11 protein-coding genes and 4 pseudogenes are annotated in these 16,726 nt (G+C 61.6%); 7 read left to right on the top strand and 8 right to left on the bottom strand.

The window, feature by feature from the left end; genetic code table 11:
- Positions 1-422: 422 nt before the first annotated feature.
- Positions 423-1,736 (top strand): DUF2130 domain-containing protein, encoded by a 1,314-nt coding sequence (locus N2603_RS37085; protein ID WP_260386045.1) that lies wholly within the window; start codon positions 423-425, stop codon positions 1,734-1,736.
- A 994-nt stretch (positions 1,737-2,730) separates the two neighbouring features.
- Here N2603_RS37085 and N2603_RS37080 read toward each other — a convergent pair.
- Together N2603_RS37080 and N2603_RS37075 are read right to left on the bottom strand one after the other, a co-directional pair.
- Positions 2,731-2,955 (bottom strand): annotated as a pseudogene (locus tag N2603_RS37080) (LysR substrate-binding domain-containing protein); the annotation flags it as partial.
- A 67-nt stretch (positions 2,956-3,022) separates the two neighbouring features.
- Positions 3,023-4,161, bottom strand: a pseudogene (locus N2603_RS37075) (IS256 family transposase).
- Here N2603_RS37075 and N2603_RS37070 point away from each other — a divergent pair.
- Complete coding sequence (locus tag N2603_RS37070) at positions 4,057-4,320, top strand: hypothetical protein (protein ID WP_260424451.1); 264 nt, start codon at positions 4,057-4,059, stop codon at positions 4,318-4,320. The pseudogene N2603_RS37075 and the gene N2603_RS37070 sit on opposite strands and share 105 nt — an antisense overlap.
- A gap of 52 nt (positions 4,321-4,372) precedes the next feature.
- Here N2603_RS37070 and N2603_RS37065 read toward each other — a convergent pair.
- A pseudogene (locus N2603_RS37065) lies at positions 4,373-5,050 on the bottom strand (LysR family transcriptional regulator); the annotation flags it as partial.
- Between the two features lie 107 nt (positions 5,051-5,157).
- Between N2603_RS37065 and N2603_RS37060 the strand changes: the two are divergent.
- The 5 genes and pseudogenes from N2603_RS37060 (at position 5,158) to N2603_RS37040 (ending at position 10,869) form a co-directional block, all read left to right on the top strand.
- Positions 5,158-5,907, top strand: a complete 750-nt coding sequence (locus tag N2603_RS37060) for an SDR family NAD(P)-dependent oxidoreductase (RefSeq protein ID WP_260386044.1) — start codon at positions 5,158-5,160, stop codon at positions 5,905-5,907.
- 24 nt (positions 5,908-5,931) lie between these two features.
- Positions 5,932-6,771: a transketolase gene (locus N2603_RS37055; protein ID WP_260386043.1), complete on the top strand. Its 840-nt coding sequence runs from the start codon at positions 5,932-5,934 to the stop codon at positions 6,769-6,771.
- On the top strand, positions 6,768-7,778 hold the full coding sequence (locus N2603_RS37050; protein ID WP_260386042.1) for a transketolase family protein: 1,011 nt from the start codon (positions 6,768-6,770) through the stop codon (positions 7,776-7,778). The genes N2603_RS37055 and N2603_RS37050 overlap by 4 nt, the downstream gene beginning before the upstream one ends.
- A gap of 177 nt (positions 7,779-7,955) precedes the next feature.
- The gene (locus N2603_RS37045; protein ID WP_260386041.1) at positions 7,956-8,981 is read left to right on the top strand and encodes a TRAP transporter substrate-binding protein; all 1,026 of its coding nucleotides are present in this window, start codon (positions 7,956-7,958) and stop codon (positions 8,979-8,981) included.
- A 5-nt stretch (positions 8,982-8,986) separates the two neighbouring features.
- Positions 8,987-10,869, top strand: a pseudogene (locus N2603_RS37040) (TRAP transporter large permease).
- A 43-nt stretch (positions 10,870-10,912) separates the two neighbouring features.
- Here the strand turns inward: N2603_RS37040 and N2603_RS37035 are convergent.
- The 5 genes from N2603_RS37035 to N2603_RS37015 are packed head-to-tail and all read right to left on the bottom strand — an operon-like array spanning position 10,913 to position 16,196.
- Positions 10,913-11,803, bottom strand: a complete 891-nt coding sequence (locus tag N2603_RS37035) for an SMP-30/gluconolactonase/LRE family protein (protein WP_260386040.1) — start codon at positions 11,801-11,803, stop codon at positions 10,913-10,915.
- A 31-nt stretch (positions 11,804-11,834) separates the two neighbouring features.
- Positions 11,835-12,935: an ABC transporter ATP-binding protein gene (locus N2603_RS37030; protein ID WP_260386039.1), complete on the bottom strand. Its 1,101-nt coding sequence runs from the start codon at positions 12,933-12,935 to the stop codon at positions 11,835-11,837.
- A gap of 10 nt (positions 12,936-12,945) precedes the next feature.
- A complete protein-coding gene (locus N2603_RS37025; protein ID WP_260386038.1) occupies positions 12,946-13,785 on the bottom strand; it encodes a carbohydrate ABC transporter permease in 840 nt (279 codons plus the stop codon).
- Positions 13,782-14,705, bottom strand: a complete 924-nt coding sequence (locus N2603_RS37020) for a carbohydrate ABC transporter permease (protein WP_260386037.1) — start codon at positions 14,703-14,705, stop codon at positions 13,782-13,784. The genes N2603_RS37025 and N2603_RS37020 overlap by 4 nt, the downstream gene beginning before the upstream one ends.
- A gap of 60 nt (positions 14,706-14,765) precedes the next feature.
- Positions 14,766-16,196: an ABC transporter substrate-binding protein gene (locus N2603_RS37015; protein ID WP_260386036.1), complete on the bottom strand. Its 1,431-nt coding sequence runs from the start codon at positions 16,194-16,196 to the stop codon at positions 14,766-14,768.
- Between the last annotated feature and the right edge of the window lie 530 nt (positions 16,197-16,726).

Genomic DNA, 16,726 nt, shown 5'->3' with positions numbered 1-16,726 from the left:
TCTAGCATGTATAGTTCGAAACTCTCAAGCCGGCTTGTCGAACGTTGTCAGCGGCTCGGTCGCTGACGGCGAGCTAGCGATCAAAAGCGCTTGACCTAATGGGCGGTTTCAGGAGTGCAGCCCAAGCGGGGTCGGCCACTGCGAGAGGTCGCTGAGGCTATTTCCGAATGTGCGCGGAATCTCCCCGTGCACTACGAGCCTTTGAAGGGAGCAGCGGACTCTCGAGGCTCCCGACGTTCTGATGACGGCCCAGAACTGCCTTTGAGCGTGTTCAGCTTGGTTTCAGTGGAAAATCTGACTTGGATGTCAAGTTCATTCGACTAGAGTGTGGAAATCGCAGTAAATCCGGACGGCAAAGCTGGCAAAGCTAGCCGGATCGCGTTTTTTTTCCGGTAGCAAAGCGATCTCAACGAGGAGGGTTCATGAGCTTCAAAGCAGTCGCGATCGACACCGCTCATGAGCCCATCTTGCGTTGTCCGAGCTGCAACCATGAAATTCGGTTGACGGAATCACTTGCTGCTCCACTGCTCGAAGAGACACGGCAACATTTCCACGAGCTGCTGGCGAACAAGGATGCCGAGATCGCCAGCAAGGCCGAGGCCCTGCGTCAAGAGCGCGCCCAGCTCTTAAGGGACCGCGAGCAAATCGATGACCAGATTACAAAGAGGCTGGCGGCGGAACGCAGTCAATTAGTAGCTGCCGAAGCCAAGAAAGCGCGCGAAGCCGCTGCAGCCGAACTGGGGGCGCGCGAGCAGGAGGCGGCAGAACTTCGTCAAGCGCTTAAAGCGAATGACGCCAAACTGGCTGAGGCGCAGCAGGCACAGGCCGAGCTCATTCGCAAGCAACGCGCGCTCGACGAGGAAAAGCGCGAATTTGATCTAACAGTGGAAAAGCGTGTGCAGGCTTCCATCGAGCAAATCCGTCTAAAGGCCAAGCAGGAGGCCGATGATGCTGCTCGGCTGCGAGTCGCAGAGAAGGACCAAACAATCGAATCCATGACGCGCACCATCGAAGAGCTCAAACGGAAAGCCGAACAGGGTTCGCAACAGATCCAGGGCGAGGTGCTCGAACTCGAACTTGAAGGTGTGCTTCGCGGCCGTTTTCCGACCGATCTGATCGAGCCGGTCGGCAAAGGTGAACTCGGCGCGGACCTAGTACAGCAGGTCAATGGCGCAATCGGCCAACCTGCCGGGGTGATTCTCTGGGAATCCAAGCGGACCAAGGTGTGGAGCGATGGATGGCTGGGAAAGCTGCGTGAGGACCAGCGGCGTAGCGCAGCCGATGTCGCACTTATCGTATCACAAGCGCTGCCCAAACAGGTTGAGCATTTCGATCTGATCGATGGAATCTGGGTGGCGCATCCGCGCTGCGCAATCCCTGTAGCTGTCGCCCTTCGTCAGGCGCTTATCGACATTAGCAGTGCTCGTGTGATCCAGCAGGGCCAACAAACCAAGATGGAGCTGGTCTACCAATATCTGACGGGGACAAAGTTCCGGCAACGCGTGGAGGCGGTCGTCGAAAAGTTCAATGACATGCGCGAGGATCTTGACAAGGAACGCAAGTTCATGGGCCGCCAATGGGCCAAGCGTGAAACACAGATTTTGTCCGTAATTGAATCTACCGTTGGCATGGTAGGTGATCTGCAGGCGATTGCGGGTAAAGCCATGCCCGAGATTCCGAGCCTCGACATGCCGTTGCTTGAAAGCCTCCCTGAGCCCGCGCGGAAGGCTGGATGATCATCAATTCCAACTATTTGCCGATTGAGACGACAAGCCGGAAATGAAGTTTATGTCCGCTTTTCCTGAGAACAGGTCCCGTTGCCAATCAGGCCTTTTCAGCTCAAGGCAGCGAAGCCCGGCGTGTGCCGGGCTTCGCATCTCGGTTGCATGGAGGGCAACCCAAGCTACCGATAGCAAAGCCAGTTTCGCAAGCCGGCCTAGAAGTCGAAGCTGAGTTGGTTCGGCCAAGAGCGCCAATGTTCGCACACGTGCTCTAGGCGACCGAGCCGCTTCCGCGTGTACGAATTTACGTGCACGCGCTTCGTCTCCGAACTGGGAAAAGACCCCATTTCGATTCTCCACACTTTCGCGGGTAGAAGCCCGCTGCTCCAGACTGCATTATTGCAGTCGCGCGGCGAGGAGCCCGATTGGCATTGGTTGTGGTGAAGCCGCTGACGGTAGCCAAATGAGGTTACCTGATTCGTCGCGTGAACGCACAGGCGGACCCTGCCTGTCGGGCTTATGCACGCCGTGGTCGGCTCGGCGACCTTGCTTATGCTAACCGTCTCGCAAGCTCCGATTCGTACTTTGCAATAGTGGGCGTGGCTGCATTGTCATCAGCAATTGCGGTTCTTCTTCGGATCTCAGCACGACCTCTTATCTCGGGCCAATCGCCTTTTGCGGCTCCTATCGGTAGCATTGCAGGCGCCTTGTGCTTGCCGCCGCTCGGGTCAGGCCTGCCGCGATCTCGCGCGAGGTTTTACGCTGGCGTACTCCTCAAACACCCGCCCAACGATCTTGGCTCGCTCAGGATCAATTTCGCGCTCGCCCCGCTTAGTGAGACTTTCCAGGACGTTTTCGGCGTCCAACTGCAAGCGACGTTCTCGCCAAGTAAATCGGGCGACTGCTGTGTGCGAGACCCGATGATTCTACGCTCAAGCTTGAGATCCTGCGACTGTGCGGACCTGCTTGCGAAGTAAGCCAAGAGGCGGGAGCAACGATGTGGTCACTCTCAGGAGCGCCTGTCTTGACCCTCAAGTTGCGCCACGAGCCAGTCTGCAAAGGCTCGTACCGCAGATCTTTGCCGGCCTGCGCGCGGGTAGATTAGGCGGTGTCCGACGTAGCGGATGTCGTTGGCGCGTCCTGTCAGCGGCGCAACCAGGCGCCCGCTCGCCAGTTCGCGTTCGCCCAGAAGCGTCGATTCCAGCGCGACTCCCAGACCTTCCGCCGCTGTCGCGGATCGTGTCCCCGGGCGTGGTGTAGCTGGCGGCGGGCACCGCGTTCGCCGGCGTGGGCCGGGCCGGTCAGCTGGCGATAGCCGGAAGGCTGACGGTTGGATCATCGCTCAAGGGCGCGATGGTTTCCAGCGTCATGTAACGGGCACGCTGGACGGCCCATTCATCGTTCTGCTCGAGCAGGATCGCACCGATGAGGCGGACGATCGCATCCTCGTTGGGGAAGATGCCAACCACCTCGGTGCGCCGCTTGATCTCGCCGTTGAGACGCTCGATCGGGTTGGTCGAGTGCAGCTTGGTTCGATGCTGCGGCGGGAACATCATATAGGCCAGCACATCGGTCTCGGCCTCGTCGAGGAAGCCAGCAAGCTTGGGCAGCTTGGGACGGAGCTGGTCAGCGACCTTCCGCCACTGCGCCGTTGCAGCTTCGGCATCGTCCTGGGCAAACGCGGTGGCAATGAAGGCGGACACAACGCGCCGCCCGCTCTTCCCGGCGTGCGCCAGCGCGTTGCGCATGAAGTGGACGCGGCAACGTTGCCAAGTGGCGTTGAGCACCTTGGCGACGGTGGCCTTGATGCCCTCGTGGGCGTCGGAGACGACGAGCTTGACGCCGCGCAGGCCGCGGCGGGCAAGTTTGCGCAGGAACGCCGTCCAGAACGTCTCGGCCTCGGAGGGACCAATATCCATGCCGAGAACCTCGCGCCGGCCGTCGCTGTTGAGCCGACCGCGACAATCACCGCGATCGAGACGATGCGGCCATTCTGGCGCACCTTCACGTAGGTGGCATCGATCCACAAATACGGCCAGTCGCCCTCGATCGGGCGGGCGAGGAACGCCTTCACCTTGTCGTCGATCTCACCGCACAGCCGGCTCACCTGGCTCTTGGAGATACCGGTCATGCCCATGGCCTGCACCAGATCGTCCACCGAGCGGGTCGAGACGCCTTGCACGTAGGCCTCCTGCACCACGGCGGTGAGCGCCTTCTCGGCCATGCGGCGCGGCTCCAGAAAGCCCGGAAAGTAGGAGCCCTTGCGCAGCTTGGGGATGCGAAGCTCGACCGCGCCGGCGCGGGTCTCCCAGATCCGGTCGCGATAGCCGTTCCGTTGGGCCAGACGCTCAGGATTCTTCTCGCCGTAGGCCGCCCCGGTCTGGCTTTCGACCTCCAGCTCCATCAGCCGCTGGGCGGCGAAGCCGATCATCTCGCGCAACAGATCGGCATCAGGGGTCTTCTCCACGAGCGTGCGCAGGTTCATCATATCGTCGGTCATCGGTGGTTCCTCGGTTGCGTTGGCGTGTCGCAACCCGATCCTACCGACGAATCGCCGGTGACCACCGCAAAGCCGCCCGCCCGCTACGGCGCTATTTGAGGCGCGCGTACGGGCGGCTTTGCTCTACCGAGCTACACCATCACTGGGGACACGACCCTGTCGCGATCGCGAGAAAGCTACGATCGAACCTCATGCCGTGGAGTGCAGGGGCCTCCATTCCATTGGCCGTGAACCATTGGTGCCACTGAACCTGCTTCACGTCGGAGCGGATCAGCGTCTGATCGAGGAGATCGGCAGGCTTCCGGATCGATTTTGCGAGGGCAGGTGAGCAGAGCGGGGTGACCGTCTCCTCCGGAAGAGGGACGACCTCGACGCCCTTCGCCCGCGGTGGACCGTAGACGATATCGATGTCGAAATCATCGTTGCTGAACCGCGCATAGTCCGTATTGGCAGCCAGTCGAACCTCGAGCTTCGGGTAAGCGGCGAGAAATTGTGCAAGCCGGGGTGCCAGCCATTGTGTGGCAAAGCTTGGTGCGGAGTGCACGCGCACCAATTGCGGTCCGCGCGCGGCAACTTCTTCAAGGCCGCGGCGGAGCTGATCGAAAGCGGCTCCGGTGTGGCGCATCAGATTCTCGCCGGCCGGCGTGAGTCGCACAGAGCGAGCGCTGCGCTCGAACAGAATGGTGCGGAGCGTGTCCTCCAGCTTGCGGATCGCATGACTGACAGCACTCGGCGTCAGGTGAAGCTCATTCGCCGCATCGCGGAATGATCCCGTGCGAGCAGCGGCTTCAAAGGCGCGAATTGCCGATATCGGGACATTCGACAGCATTCCATAAGTGAACCAGATTCATCGATCCGTGACAACTGTGCGTTTGTCTGTTGTGCGTCCGCGGGGCATTTCTAGCCTTAAGGAAAAACAATTTGCGGGAGGAACTGATGCTGCTCAGCGGTAAGACGGCCATCATTTCGGGTGCGGCATCGCCGCGCGGCATCGGGCTTGCCACGGCACGGCGGTTTGCCACCGAGGGCGCTCGGGTCGCCATTCTCGACGTTGACGCGAGCGCGGCGGCGGATGCTGCGGCATCCCTCGGAAAATCCCACATCGGACTTCCGTGCGACGTCGCCGACAAATCATTCTGCGAGCAGGCGGTGGCCCGAGTGATCGAATTCTTCGGCGGCGTCGATATCCTGATCAACAATGCTGGCATCACCCAGCCGGTCAAGTTCCTACAGATCTCGGCGGCCGATTGGGATCGCATTCAGGACGTCAATCTGAAGGGCATTCTGTTCCTCTCCCAGGCGGTGATCCCACATATGCGCTCACGAAAATCCGGATCAATCGCCTGCATGTCTTCGGTCTCGGCCCAGCGTGGCGGCGGAATCTTTGGCGGCCCGCACTATTCGGCCGCCAAGGCGGGTGTGCTTGGTCTCGCCAAGGCGATGGCCCGTGAGTTCGGTCCGGACGGCATCCGCGTCAATTGCGTGACGCCGGGCCTGATCGGTACCGATATCACCGCGGGCAAGCTGACCGACGAGATGAGGGCGAAGATCCTGGAAGGTATTCCGCTCAATCGTCTCGGCACGGCAGACGACGTCGCCGGCATCTACACCTTCCTGGCCTCGGATCTTTCCGCCTACGTGACCGGTGCCGTGATCGACGTCAATGGCGGCATGCTGATCCACTGAGCCAGGAAGACAAGGTCCAGATCGATGGAAACGCTGACCAACACGCCCAAGCTGGCGGACCGCGCCTACAACATTCGCCGCAATGCGCTGCGCATGGGCGAGGTCCAGGGGCAGGGCTATATCGCACAGGCGCTGGACATCTCCGACGTCCTCGCCTTGGCCTATTTTCACGCGATGCGCTACCGGCCGGAAGATCCGTCCTGGGACGAACGCGACCGCTTCCTGCTCTCGAATGGTCACTATGCCATCGCGCTCTACGCGGCTTTGATCGAAGCGGGGATCATCCCCGAGGAGGAGCTCGAAACCTATGGCAGCGACGAGAGCCGCCTGCCGATGTCGGGCATGGCCTCCTATACGCCCGGAATGGAAATGTCGGGCGGCTCGCTCGGGCTTGGGCTGAGCATCGCCGTCGGCATGGGCCTGGGGCTGAAGCGCAAGAAATCCGAGGCGCGAGTGTACACGTTGTTCTCGGATGGCGAGCTCGACGAGGGCTCGGTCTGGGAGGCCATCCAGTCGGCGGGGCACTACAAGCTCGACAATCTGATCGGCATCGTCGACGTCAACAATCCGCAGGCGGATGGTCCTTCGACTCAGGTGATGGCGTTCGAGCCGCTGGTCGAAAAGCTTGAGGCCTTCGGCTGGTTCGTGCAGCGCGTCGACGGCAACGATCTCGATGCCGTGCTTGCCGCTTTCGACGCCGCCAAGTCCCATCCCGAGCCTAAGCCGCGGATGATCGTCGCCGACACGCTGATGGGCAAGGGCGTTCCTTTCCTGGAACAGCGCGAGAAGAACCATTTCATCCGCGTCGAGCAGCACGAGTGGCAGCTCGCGCTGACCGCGCTGGAAGCCGGGAGGCAGGCATGAAGACCGTCAGATCAGCACCCCAGCCGGGCAAGCCGCGCCTGACCACCTCAGCCATGATCGCTTCGATCGCGGCGGAGGGGCAGAAGACGAAACCGGCGCCGTTTGGACACGCACTCGTCGAGCTTGCGCGAAGTCGGCCCGATGTGGTGGGCATGACGGCCGATCTCGGCAAATACACCGACCTGCACATCTTCGCGAAGGAATTTCCGGACCGCTATTATCAGATGGGCATGGCTGAGCAGCTTCTGTTTGGCGCGGCTTCGGGCCTCGCCGCCGAAGGCTTCATGCCGTTCGCGACCACGTACGCGGTGTTCGCATCGCGGCGCGCCTACGATTTCATTCACCAGACCATCGCGGAGGAAGACCGCAACGTGAAGATCGTCTGCGCATTGCCGGGCCTGACCTCGGGCTATGGTCCGAGCCATCAGGCTGCAGAGGATCTCGCGCTGTTTCGCGCGATGCCGAACATGACGGTCATCGATCCCTGCGATGCTCATGAAATCGAGCAGCTGGTGCCCGCAATCGCAGCGCATCAGGGGCCGGTTTACATGCGCCTGTTGCGTGGTCAGGTGCCGGTCGTGCTGGACGAATATGACTACAGGTTCGAGCTCGGCAAGGCCAAGCTGATCCGTGACGGGAAGGACGTCCTGATCATCTCATCCGGCATCATGACCATGCGTGCGCTCGAGGCGTTGCAAACTCTGAAGAACGACCGCGTCGATGCTGCGGTGCTCCACGTGCCGACCATCAAGCCGCTCGACGCCGAGACGATACTGCGTGAAGCCGGTAAATCAGGTCGTCTGGTCGTCGTGGCCGAAAACCACACGACGATTGGCGGTCTCGGCGAGGCGGTCGCCGCACTCCTGATGCGTTCAGGGGTCCATCCGCCGTTCCGCCAGATTGCATTGCCGGACGAATTTCTTGACGCCGGCGCACTTCCGACGCTGCACGACCGCTACGGCATTTCCACCGCCGAGGTCGCAAGGCAGATCAAGCAGTGGCTTTAGCGCACCGGCACTAAGCGTCAGCCAGGTCAAATACGAGTGAAGAGTTCCGCCCGCTGCATGTAGCGGCGGGCGAGCGATGGCTGTTGCCCGAATGCGCCGGCGAAGAGCCCGGACAGCTGAAAACAGCGCAGGCTCATGCAGCCGGCACAACGTCAATACAGGGACCAGGAGGAAAACATGACTGTCTCGAAGCCCGGACGCATCAGCCGCCGTTCGCTATTGATGGCGGCGAGCGCCGTACCTCTCTGCGGGATTCTAACCCGTCCAGCGTCTGCCGCCGAGTTCGTCTACAAGTTCGCAACCGGACAGGACCCGACCCATCCGGTGAACATCCGCGCGCAAGAGGCGATCGACCGCATCCGCGAAGCGACCGGCGGACGGCTGGAGATCAGGCTGTTCCCGGCCAACCAGCTCGGTTCCGACACCGAACTGCTGACCCAGGTTCGCAGCGGTGGCGTCGAGTTCTTCAACCAATCGTCCTCGATCCTCGCCACCCTGGTGCCGAGCGCGGGCATCGTGAATACCGGCTTCGCGTTTGCCGACTACGACAGCGTATGGAAGGCGATGGATGGCGATCTCGGCACCTACATCCGGGCGCAGATTGCCAAGACGCCGATCATGGCGGTGTCGAAAGCCTGGGACAACGGCTTTCGCCAGGTGACCTCTTCCGGCCGCGAGGTGCGCACGCCGGATGATCTGAAGAATTTCCAGATCCGCGTTCCGCCCGCGCCGCTGCTCACCTCGCTGTTCAAGGCCCTCGGCGCCGGACCGACGCCGATCAACTTCAATGAGGTCTATTCCGCGTTGCAGACCAAGGTCGTCGACGGGCAGGAGAACCCGCTGCCAATCATCGCGACCGCGCGTCTTTATGAAGTCCAGAGCACGTGCAGCCTGACGGGGCACGTGTGGGACGGCTACTGGATCCTCGGCAACAAGCGCGCTTTCGAGCGCCTGCCCAAGGACATGCAGGAGATCGTGACACGCGAGCTTGACCGCTCCGCCATCGATCAGCGCGCCGACATCGCAAAGCTCAGCCAGTCCCTGCGCACTGACCTCTCGGCCAAGGGTCTCAAATTCATCGACGTTGATCGCGCCGCCTTCCGCCAGGCCTTGTCCAAAACCAGCTTCTACGCCGACTGGAAAGCCAAATTTGGCGAGGAGGCATGGTCCCAGCTCGAAAAAGCAGCGGGCCAGCTATCATGAGCAGCATGAGCCATACGCCGCGTGTCGATGCCGGTATGGCGGCCGGCGCGTCGAAGGCAGCCCCGCGCAGTTGGGTGATAACGGCGAACACGGTGCTTGGTCATGTCGTCGCGGTCCCGGCAGCACTGCTCGTGCTGGCGGAGATTGCGGTTCTGTCTGCCGGCATCGTAGGTCGATACGTGTTCCGCTCGCCGATCATCTGGTCCGACGAACTCGCGGGCATTCTCTTCCTCTGGCTCGCCATGTTCGGTTCCGTGATTGCGTTCCAGCGCGGCGAGCACATGCGGATGACCGCGATCGTGGGCGTTCTCAGTGCTCAGGTTCGAGCGTTTCTGGACGTCGTCGCGGCCGCGGCGTCGCTTGCATTTCTCGTCCTCGTCGTCTGGCCCGCCTATGAATTCGCCGCAGACGAGGCATTCGTCACCACGCCGGCGCTCGAGATCGTCAATAGCTGGCGTGCGGCGGCTTTGCCGATCGGGATCGGATTGATGCTGATCGCAGCGGTCCTCCGGCTCATCCGCATCGCGAGCCTGCGCAGCCTGCTGGCGTCCTTGGCGATCGTCGCGGGCATCATCGCGACGTTCGTTCTGCTGGCGCCGGTCTTGAAGCCGCTCGGCAATCTGAATCTTTTGATTTTCTTCGTCGTCGTGGTTGGCGCCATGGTGTTCGCGGCCGTGCCTATCGCGTTCGCTTTCGGCCTCGCCACGGTCGGCTATCTCGCTTTGACGACCAGCACGCCCGACGTGGTGATGATCGGACGGATGGACGAGGGCATGAGCCACCTGATCCTGCTCGCCGTGCCGCTCTTCGTATTTCTCGGCCTCCTGATCGAGATGACTGGCATGGCGCGCGCCATGGTCAGCTTCCTGGCGAGCCTCCTGGGCCACGTGCGCGGTGGATTGCACTACGTGCTGGTCGGAGCGATGTATCTGGTCTCGGGCATTTCCGGCTCCAAGGCGGCGGACATGGCTGCTGTAGCTCCGGTGTTGTTTCCCGAGATGCGGCAGCGGGGAGCCAAACCGGGAGACCTCGTTGCGCTTCTCGCGGCGACCGGCGCCCAGACCGAGACGATCCCGCCCTCACTGGTCCTGATCACGATCGGCTCGGTGACCGGCGTGTCGATCTCGGCATTGTTCACCGGCGGCTTGCTTCCGGGCGTGGTGCTCGCGGTTATGCTCGGGGCCGTGGTGTGGTGGCGATATGCCGCGAGGACCTGTCCCACGTCAAAAGGGCGAGGGCCCGCGAGATTGGCCGCGCCTTCGTCATCGCAATACCGGCCATCGCGCTGCCGTTCGTGATCCGGACCGCCGTCGTCGAAGGCGTCGCGACCGCAACGGAGGTCTCGACCATCGGCATCCTCTACTCGGCCTGTGCGGGTCTCTTCATCTACCGCCAGTTCGACTGGCGCCGCATCTATCCGATGCTGGTCGAGACGGCCTCGCTGTCAGGGGCGATTCTGCTCATCATCGGCGCGGCGACAGGCATGGCCTGGGCCCTGACCCAGTCGGGATTTTCGGCCTCTCTGGCCAAATTCATGACCAGCCTTCCCGGCGGGGTCCCTGTCTTCCTGGCAGTTACGATCGTGACCTTCGTGATCCTCGGCAGCGTGCTGGAGGGAATCCCGGCCATCGTCCTGTTCGGTCCTCTGCTGTTCCCGATCGCGCGGCAGGTCGGGGTGCACGACGTCCACTACGCGATGGTGGTCGTCCTCGCCATGGGCATCGGCCTGTTCGCGCCACCGTTCGGCGTCGGCTACTATGCGGCCTGCGCCATCAGCCGCATCAATCCGGACGAAGGCATGAAGCCGATCGTGGGCTATATGATCGCGCTCCTGATCGGCACGCTGATCGTTGCCGCCGTGCCCTGGCTCTCGATCGGCTTCCTTTGATAACGGGCGAGGCGCTCTCGCGAAACAGCGCGAGGGAATCTCGTCAGGCGAATTTCGGCAGATGCAGCGGGAGACCTTCGCAAGGCATGTCGATCTCCTCGACCTGGCCCTTGCCGACCTCAGTGACGCGTAGCTTCCTGCCTTCGAGCGCAAAGGCACAATTGGTCGGTTGGGGTCCGTCCAGGACCAGACGATCGGCGACCTCACCCCGCCGGTCTAGCACCGTAACGTTCTTCTGGTTGTAGACCGTGCAATAGAGCCGGCCGTCCGTTCCGAAGGCCATCCCGTCCGGTCCCTTGAAGTCCGGATTGGCATCCGGCTGCAGCACGTTGCCGAAGACGACGCGCTTCGGCGCTGCCTCGCCAAGCACGTCATATCGGTAGATCTCGCCCGTGAAGGACGCGTTGGCGTAGAGGTGGTTGTCGGGACCGAAGGCAATGCCGTTGGTGAAGCGGATCTTGCGATCGAGCACGCGGAGCACCTTCATGGCTGCGGGATCGATCTCGTATACACGGCCGTCCCAGTCGAGATCCATATACCCGTCGACGAAGGCCTGGCCGTTGATGAAATCCTCGGCGGCCATTCCGGAGTCGGTCATGTAGAGCAATCCGTTCGGACCGAAGCAGAGGTCGTTCGGAAACAGAAAGCGCTCCGCGCCTTCGCCCTGCATGCGCCGGATCTCGTTGCCGCCCTCGTCGATGCAGATCAGCGCCCGCAAACCAGCTTCCGCGATCCAGATGCGGCCGTGGCCGTCGGTCGTCAGTCCATTTGGACGGCCGCCGGTCGTTCGGATCACGCGGCGGTTGCCGCGGGGATCGAGCCGCGTGACACAAAGGGTCGACGCGGACATCTCCGTGACATACATCGAGCCGTCAGGTAGGCACACCGGCCCCTCCGGCGCGCCAATTCCGGTTGCAAACAGTGTCGACGCCATTCATCCCTCCCGTTTTCGAATGTTGCTCTCGTTATGCGATAACCAGGCCGCTGGCCGGGTCGATCAGCACCACCCGATTGAGGTCGATGACGAGATCAATTCGCTCGCCATGGCTGCTGACGTCATGGGCCTGCAGTTCGGCAACGGCATCGGTGCCGCCGATCTTGATGGTGGTGAAGGTGCGTGTCCCTGTCGGCTGAATGAGATCGGCAGTGGCCGAATAGGGGACCACACCTTCGCGCAACGGCCCGCCGGCTCGACTGAAGTGCTGGGGCCGAATGCCGACGAGAATTTCTCGCCCATCCATACCGGCCAGCGGCCTCGCCTTCGCGCTCGGAAGCGTCAGTTCACCGCCGGATTGAAACACCACGGCTGCCTCGAGACCGTTTGTCCTGAGGGTCGCCGGGATGAGGTTGATCGAGGGAGAGCCGAGAAAGCCGGCGACGAACCCCGTACGGGGCTGCTCGAACAACTCGAGCGGTGCGCCCTGCTGCTCGATCTGTCCGTCGCGCAGCAGCACGATGCGGTCGGCCAGCGTCATCGCCTCGACCTGGTCATGGGTAACGTAGATCATGGTCGTCGTGATCTCGTGATGCAGGCGCTTGATCTCGGTGCGGATCTCGTCGCGCAACTGAGCGTCGAGATTCGAGAGCGGCTCGTCGAACAGGAACAGGTCGGCCTTGCGGACGATGGCGCGGCCAATGGCGACGCGCTGACGCTGTCCACCGGAGAGCTGCCGCGGATAGCGCTGCAGGAAATTGCCGATGCCGAGCATCTCGGCGGCTTCACTGACGCGCTTCCTGATCTCGATCTCGGGAGTCCTGCGGGCGCGCAGACCGAAGGCGATGTTCTCGCTTACGGTCAGATAGGGGTAGAGCGCATAGTTCTGAAACACCATCGCGATATTGCGCTCGCGCGGGCGCAGATCGTTGACCACCGCGCCCCCGATGGTGATCGTTCCACCATCCGGATCCTCGAGACCGGCGATGGTTCGCAAGAGAGTGCTCTTGCCGCAGCCGGACGGCCCCACCAGCACAGCGAATTCGCCATCGGCGATGGTGAGATCCACCCCCCGGACCGCATGCACACTGCCGTAATATTTGTGCACGCCGGACAACTTGACGTCAGCCACTCCGCTCTCCCTAACCCTTGACTGCGCCCAACGAGATGCCGCGCACGAGATAGCGCTGCATCACCGAGACCGCGACGAAGATCGGCAACGTCCCCAGGACCGACATCGCCGCGATCTTCGCCCAGAAATTCGATTGGCCGCCGAAATAGTGCGTCAGCATGACCGGAAAGGTGATGACCTCGGTGCGTGTGAGCACCAACGCGAATAGGAAATCGTTCCAGGCGAACACGAAGGTGAAGACCGACGTCGCCATGAGACCGGGGCGGACCATCGGGAAGACGACTTTCCAGATCACCTCCCATCGGTTCAGGCCGTCGACGAGCGCGCTTTCCTCGAGCTCCAGCGGAACATCGACGATGTAGCCGCGCATCATCCAGATCACGTAGGGAAGATTGAACGCCGTATAGAGCAGGATCAGTCCAAAGTAGCCGTCGACCAGGCCGAAATAGACGTAGATCAGAAAAATCGGGAAGATGACTGCTATTGGCGGGATCATGCGCTGGGAGATGATCCACATCGCTAGGTTTTCCCCGCCGGTGCCGAACCGGGCGAGGCTGTAGGCGCAAAGCGTCCCTAGAACGATTGCGATGCCGGAGCTGACGCCTGAGACGATCAGGCTGTTCAGGATGGCAAGAACGTCGCCGTCTCTAAACAGAACATAGTAGTTCGAGAACTGGATCTGCCCGGGTATCCATAGGGGCGGCACGTGATAGATCTCGTCCGGCGTCTTGAACGAAATCATGAACAACCAATAGACCGGAAACAGGAACAGCAGGGTCACGACGCCAGCGCCGAGATAGCGGACGGCGAGAATGCGAGCTTTTCTCGCCGGTAGCTTGCCGACCCTCATCGCGCAAGCTCCATGCGCTTGAGGACCAGCGTGGTGATAACCGTGAGCAGCGCAATCACCAGGAAGGAAATCGCGGCCGTATAGCTGGTCTCAAATTGCGAGAAGCCCTGCACATAGGTGTAGAGCGAGATGGTCTCGGTCATCGAGCCCGGCCCGCCTTCGGTGAGGGCCCAGATGATGTCGAAGATGCGAACAAGATCGAGTCCGCGGATCAGGCAGGCGACGGCGACCACCGGCGCGATCGCCGGCAAAATGATCGCGCGAAGCACGCGCAGGTACGACGCCCCATCGATCTCCGCAGCCTCGAGCTGCGACTGGTCCACATTCGACAGCGCGGCCAGCAGTAGCAGGAACATGAATGGCGACGACTGCCAGACCTCGCAGATGATGATCGCCGGATAGACGTAGGCCGGATTGACCGTCCAAAGGATCCGGACCGGTTCGCCGGCGAAGAAACTCAGGATCTGGCCAATCGGGCCGAAGCGGACGTCGAACATCAGACGCCACGTCGCACCCGCGACGATCGGAGAGATCACCGTCGGAAGCACCAGCAGCGCGACGAAGATCTGTCGACCCGGCATGCGATCGATGAAGAGCTGCGCCATCAGGAATCCGACCAGCAGCTCCAGGGGGAGGGCGACCGCGGTGATGATGGCGGTGTGGCCGAGCGAAGCCCAGAGGCGGGCATCCCTGAACAGCTCCGCATAGTTTAAGAAGCCAACGAAGGAGGTGTCGTTCTCGGTCATCGTGATGCGCTGGAAGCTCACGATCAGCGAGTAGATCAAGGGAAACAAGCCGACCAGGAGGAGGATCAGAATGGCGGGCGCGACGATGAGATAGGGCAGGCGGTCTTCGAGCATGCGCCCGAAGCGGCTGGGGCGGCGCTGCTCGGCAGCCTTGAGACTCTCGGAAAGTGTCATCATCTGTCCAGGAAACGGCCGCACGGGAGGGCGATGCCTCCCGTGCGCTGTCCAAAGCAGCTATTGCGGGTAGGCACCGGGCTTCGCGGCCCAGACCTTGTAGACGGCTTTCTGGTTCTCGATGCCGACCTTCTCGGTGATCGAGTCGAACTGTTGCGCCATGCGATCGAGAATGGCCTTGGGATCTTCGCCGGCCCAGAGGCTCGAGATCGCCTTGGTCATCGCTTCGTCGTACTTGTCTTGTTGCAGGAGCGAGAGATCAAGCAGGCCCTTCTCGCCCGACGTCTTGATCGTGTCGAGATAGGCTGGAGCATCGGGCCAGAGTGCGCGGTATTTCTCGCTTGCGTAGTGCGAGAGGCGGAACGGATCGCGCAGCGTATAGGGGAGCTGGTCGATGCTGGTTTTCTTGCTGTTCAGCCACTGGATGAAGAGATAGGCGGCCTCCTTGTTCTTGCTGGTGGCGGACACCGACAAATCGAAGCCGACGCCGAGCTCAGGGCGGCCGAGAGGCGTGAGCGCGTAGCCAACCTTGCCGGCGACCTGCGATTTCGGCACCCACTTCAAAGCTTGCTCGCCCGAGCCATAGCCCGCGGCCCAGCGGCCGTAGGGCGGCCAGGAGATCGTCATGGCGGTCGTGCCCTGAAGGAACGCAGCGAGATTGTCGACGAAATTCCACTGCTCGACGCCGGGCGGCATGAACTTGTTTTCCGCCAGCATTTCCTTGAACACCTTGAGGCCGATGTCACTATTCACCGTTGCCTTCATGGTGTCTGCATTGAAGAACTTGCCGCCCTCCATGCGGAAGCGCTCCTGAAACATGTATTGCGGATAGGGCGCGGTACGAAAGAATCCGGCGCCGTAGACCTTCGGCGCCATCTTGTCGGTGATGAACTGGCCGATCTCGTCGAACTGCTTCCAGTCCTTTGGCGGCGCCAGCTCGTAGCCGAACTTGGCCTTGAACTCGTCCTTCATCTTCGGATCCTCGAAGATGTCCTTCCGGTAATAGAGCAACATCACGTCGCCGTCGTCCGGGAAGCCGTAGATCTTCCCGTCATACTGCATCTGGTTGTCGCGATAGGCGGCGGCGACGTCCTGCAACTCCTCGCGGTAGCCGAACTTGTCGACATATTTGTCGAGCGGCTCGAGCGCTCCTGCACGCGCAAGATCGGGCATCCAGGATGGAATGACGTTCAGCGCGTCATAGGCCCCGGCGCCCGATTTGAAATCCTGCATGATCTTGGTGAACATCTGGTCGGTCGGCACTTCGACCACCTTCACCTTGATGCCGGTGAGCTTTTCCCATTGCGGACCCGAATAGTTCAACGGGTCCAGAGACTGGAGGCCGGCCTCCCAGACGATGCTAATGGTCGCACCCCCATACTTCTTCGCGGCTTCGACCGCGGTGTCGGCGGCATCCTTGTCGGCCGCCGGCGCCGAACCAGCAGCCAGCACTAGCACTGCGGCCGCGCCGAGAAACGTCCTGAACTTCATCCCTTCCTCCTCCTCTTGGGCGTCCGGAGTCCGGGAGAGCCGGCTTCGGAGCGCTTCTCACGTGATCCTTGGCGAGTTAGCCAGCCGTAGGCGTGAACGGACGCTGTCGGCGGCGACCTGGCCGAAAGAAAAATAGGTTCATCTATGTCGAGGATTTGCAGCGCGGGCGCATCGCGGGTCCGGGCTTGTCGCCCGCAACCTGAATGGACGCCAGTTGGCGTTGTAGAAGCACGCATCCTCCCCAAAACGCTCAAGAGCGTTGACTTTTGGGGCTAGTCTGCGTCGGGGCGGAACCGGCCGACAAATGAGAACTTTGCAATCATTGGTGAGCCGCATTCACCTGTGCTCTGATTTCTCTCTGAAACGAAACGGAGCGCGAATCTGCCCTATCTGCCTAGCTCAATCCGCTCGCGCGGCAAACGGCGCCCCGCTCGTTTTTGCATCTTGCTGGACGTTCTCTTAGATGACTGGCTCGCAGTCACATCGCCAGAAGTGCGACCACGATGTGCAAGGCTAGATGCTGCCATATG

Origin of the sequence: Bradyrhizobium huanghuaihaiense (genome assembly GCF_025200885.1) — a bacterium.
GTDB classification, from domain to species: domain Bacteria; phylum Pseudomonadota; class Alphaproteobacteria; order Rhizobiales; family Xanthobacteraceae; genus Bradyrhizobium; species Bradyrhizobium huanghuaihaiense.
This window is presented reverse-complemented; position numbering and strand designations above follow the sequence as displayed.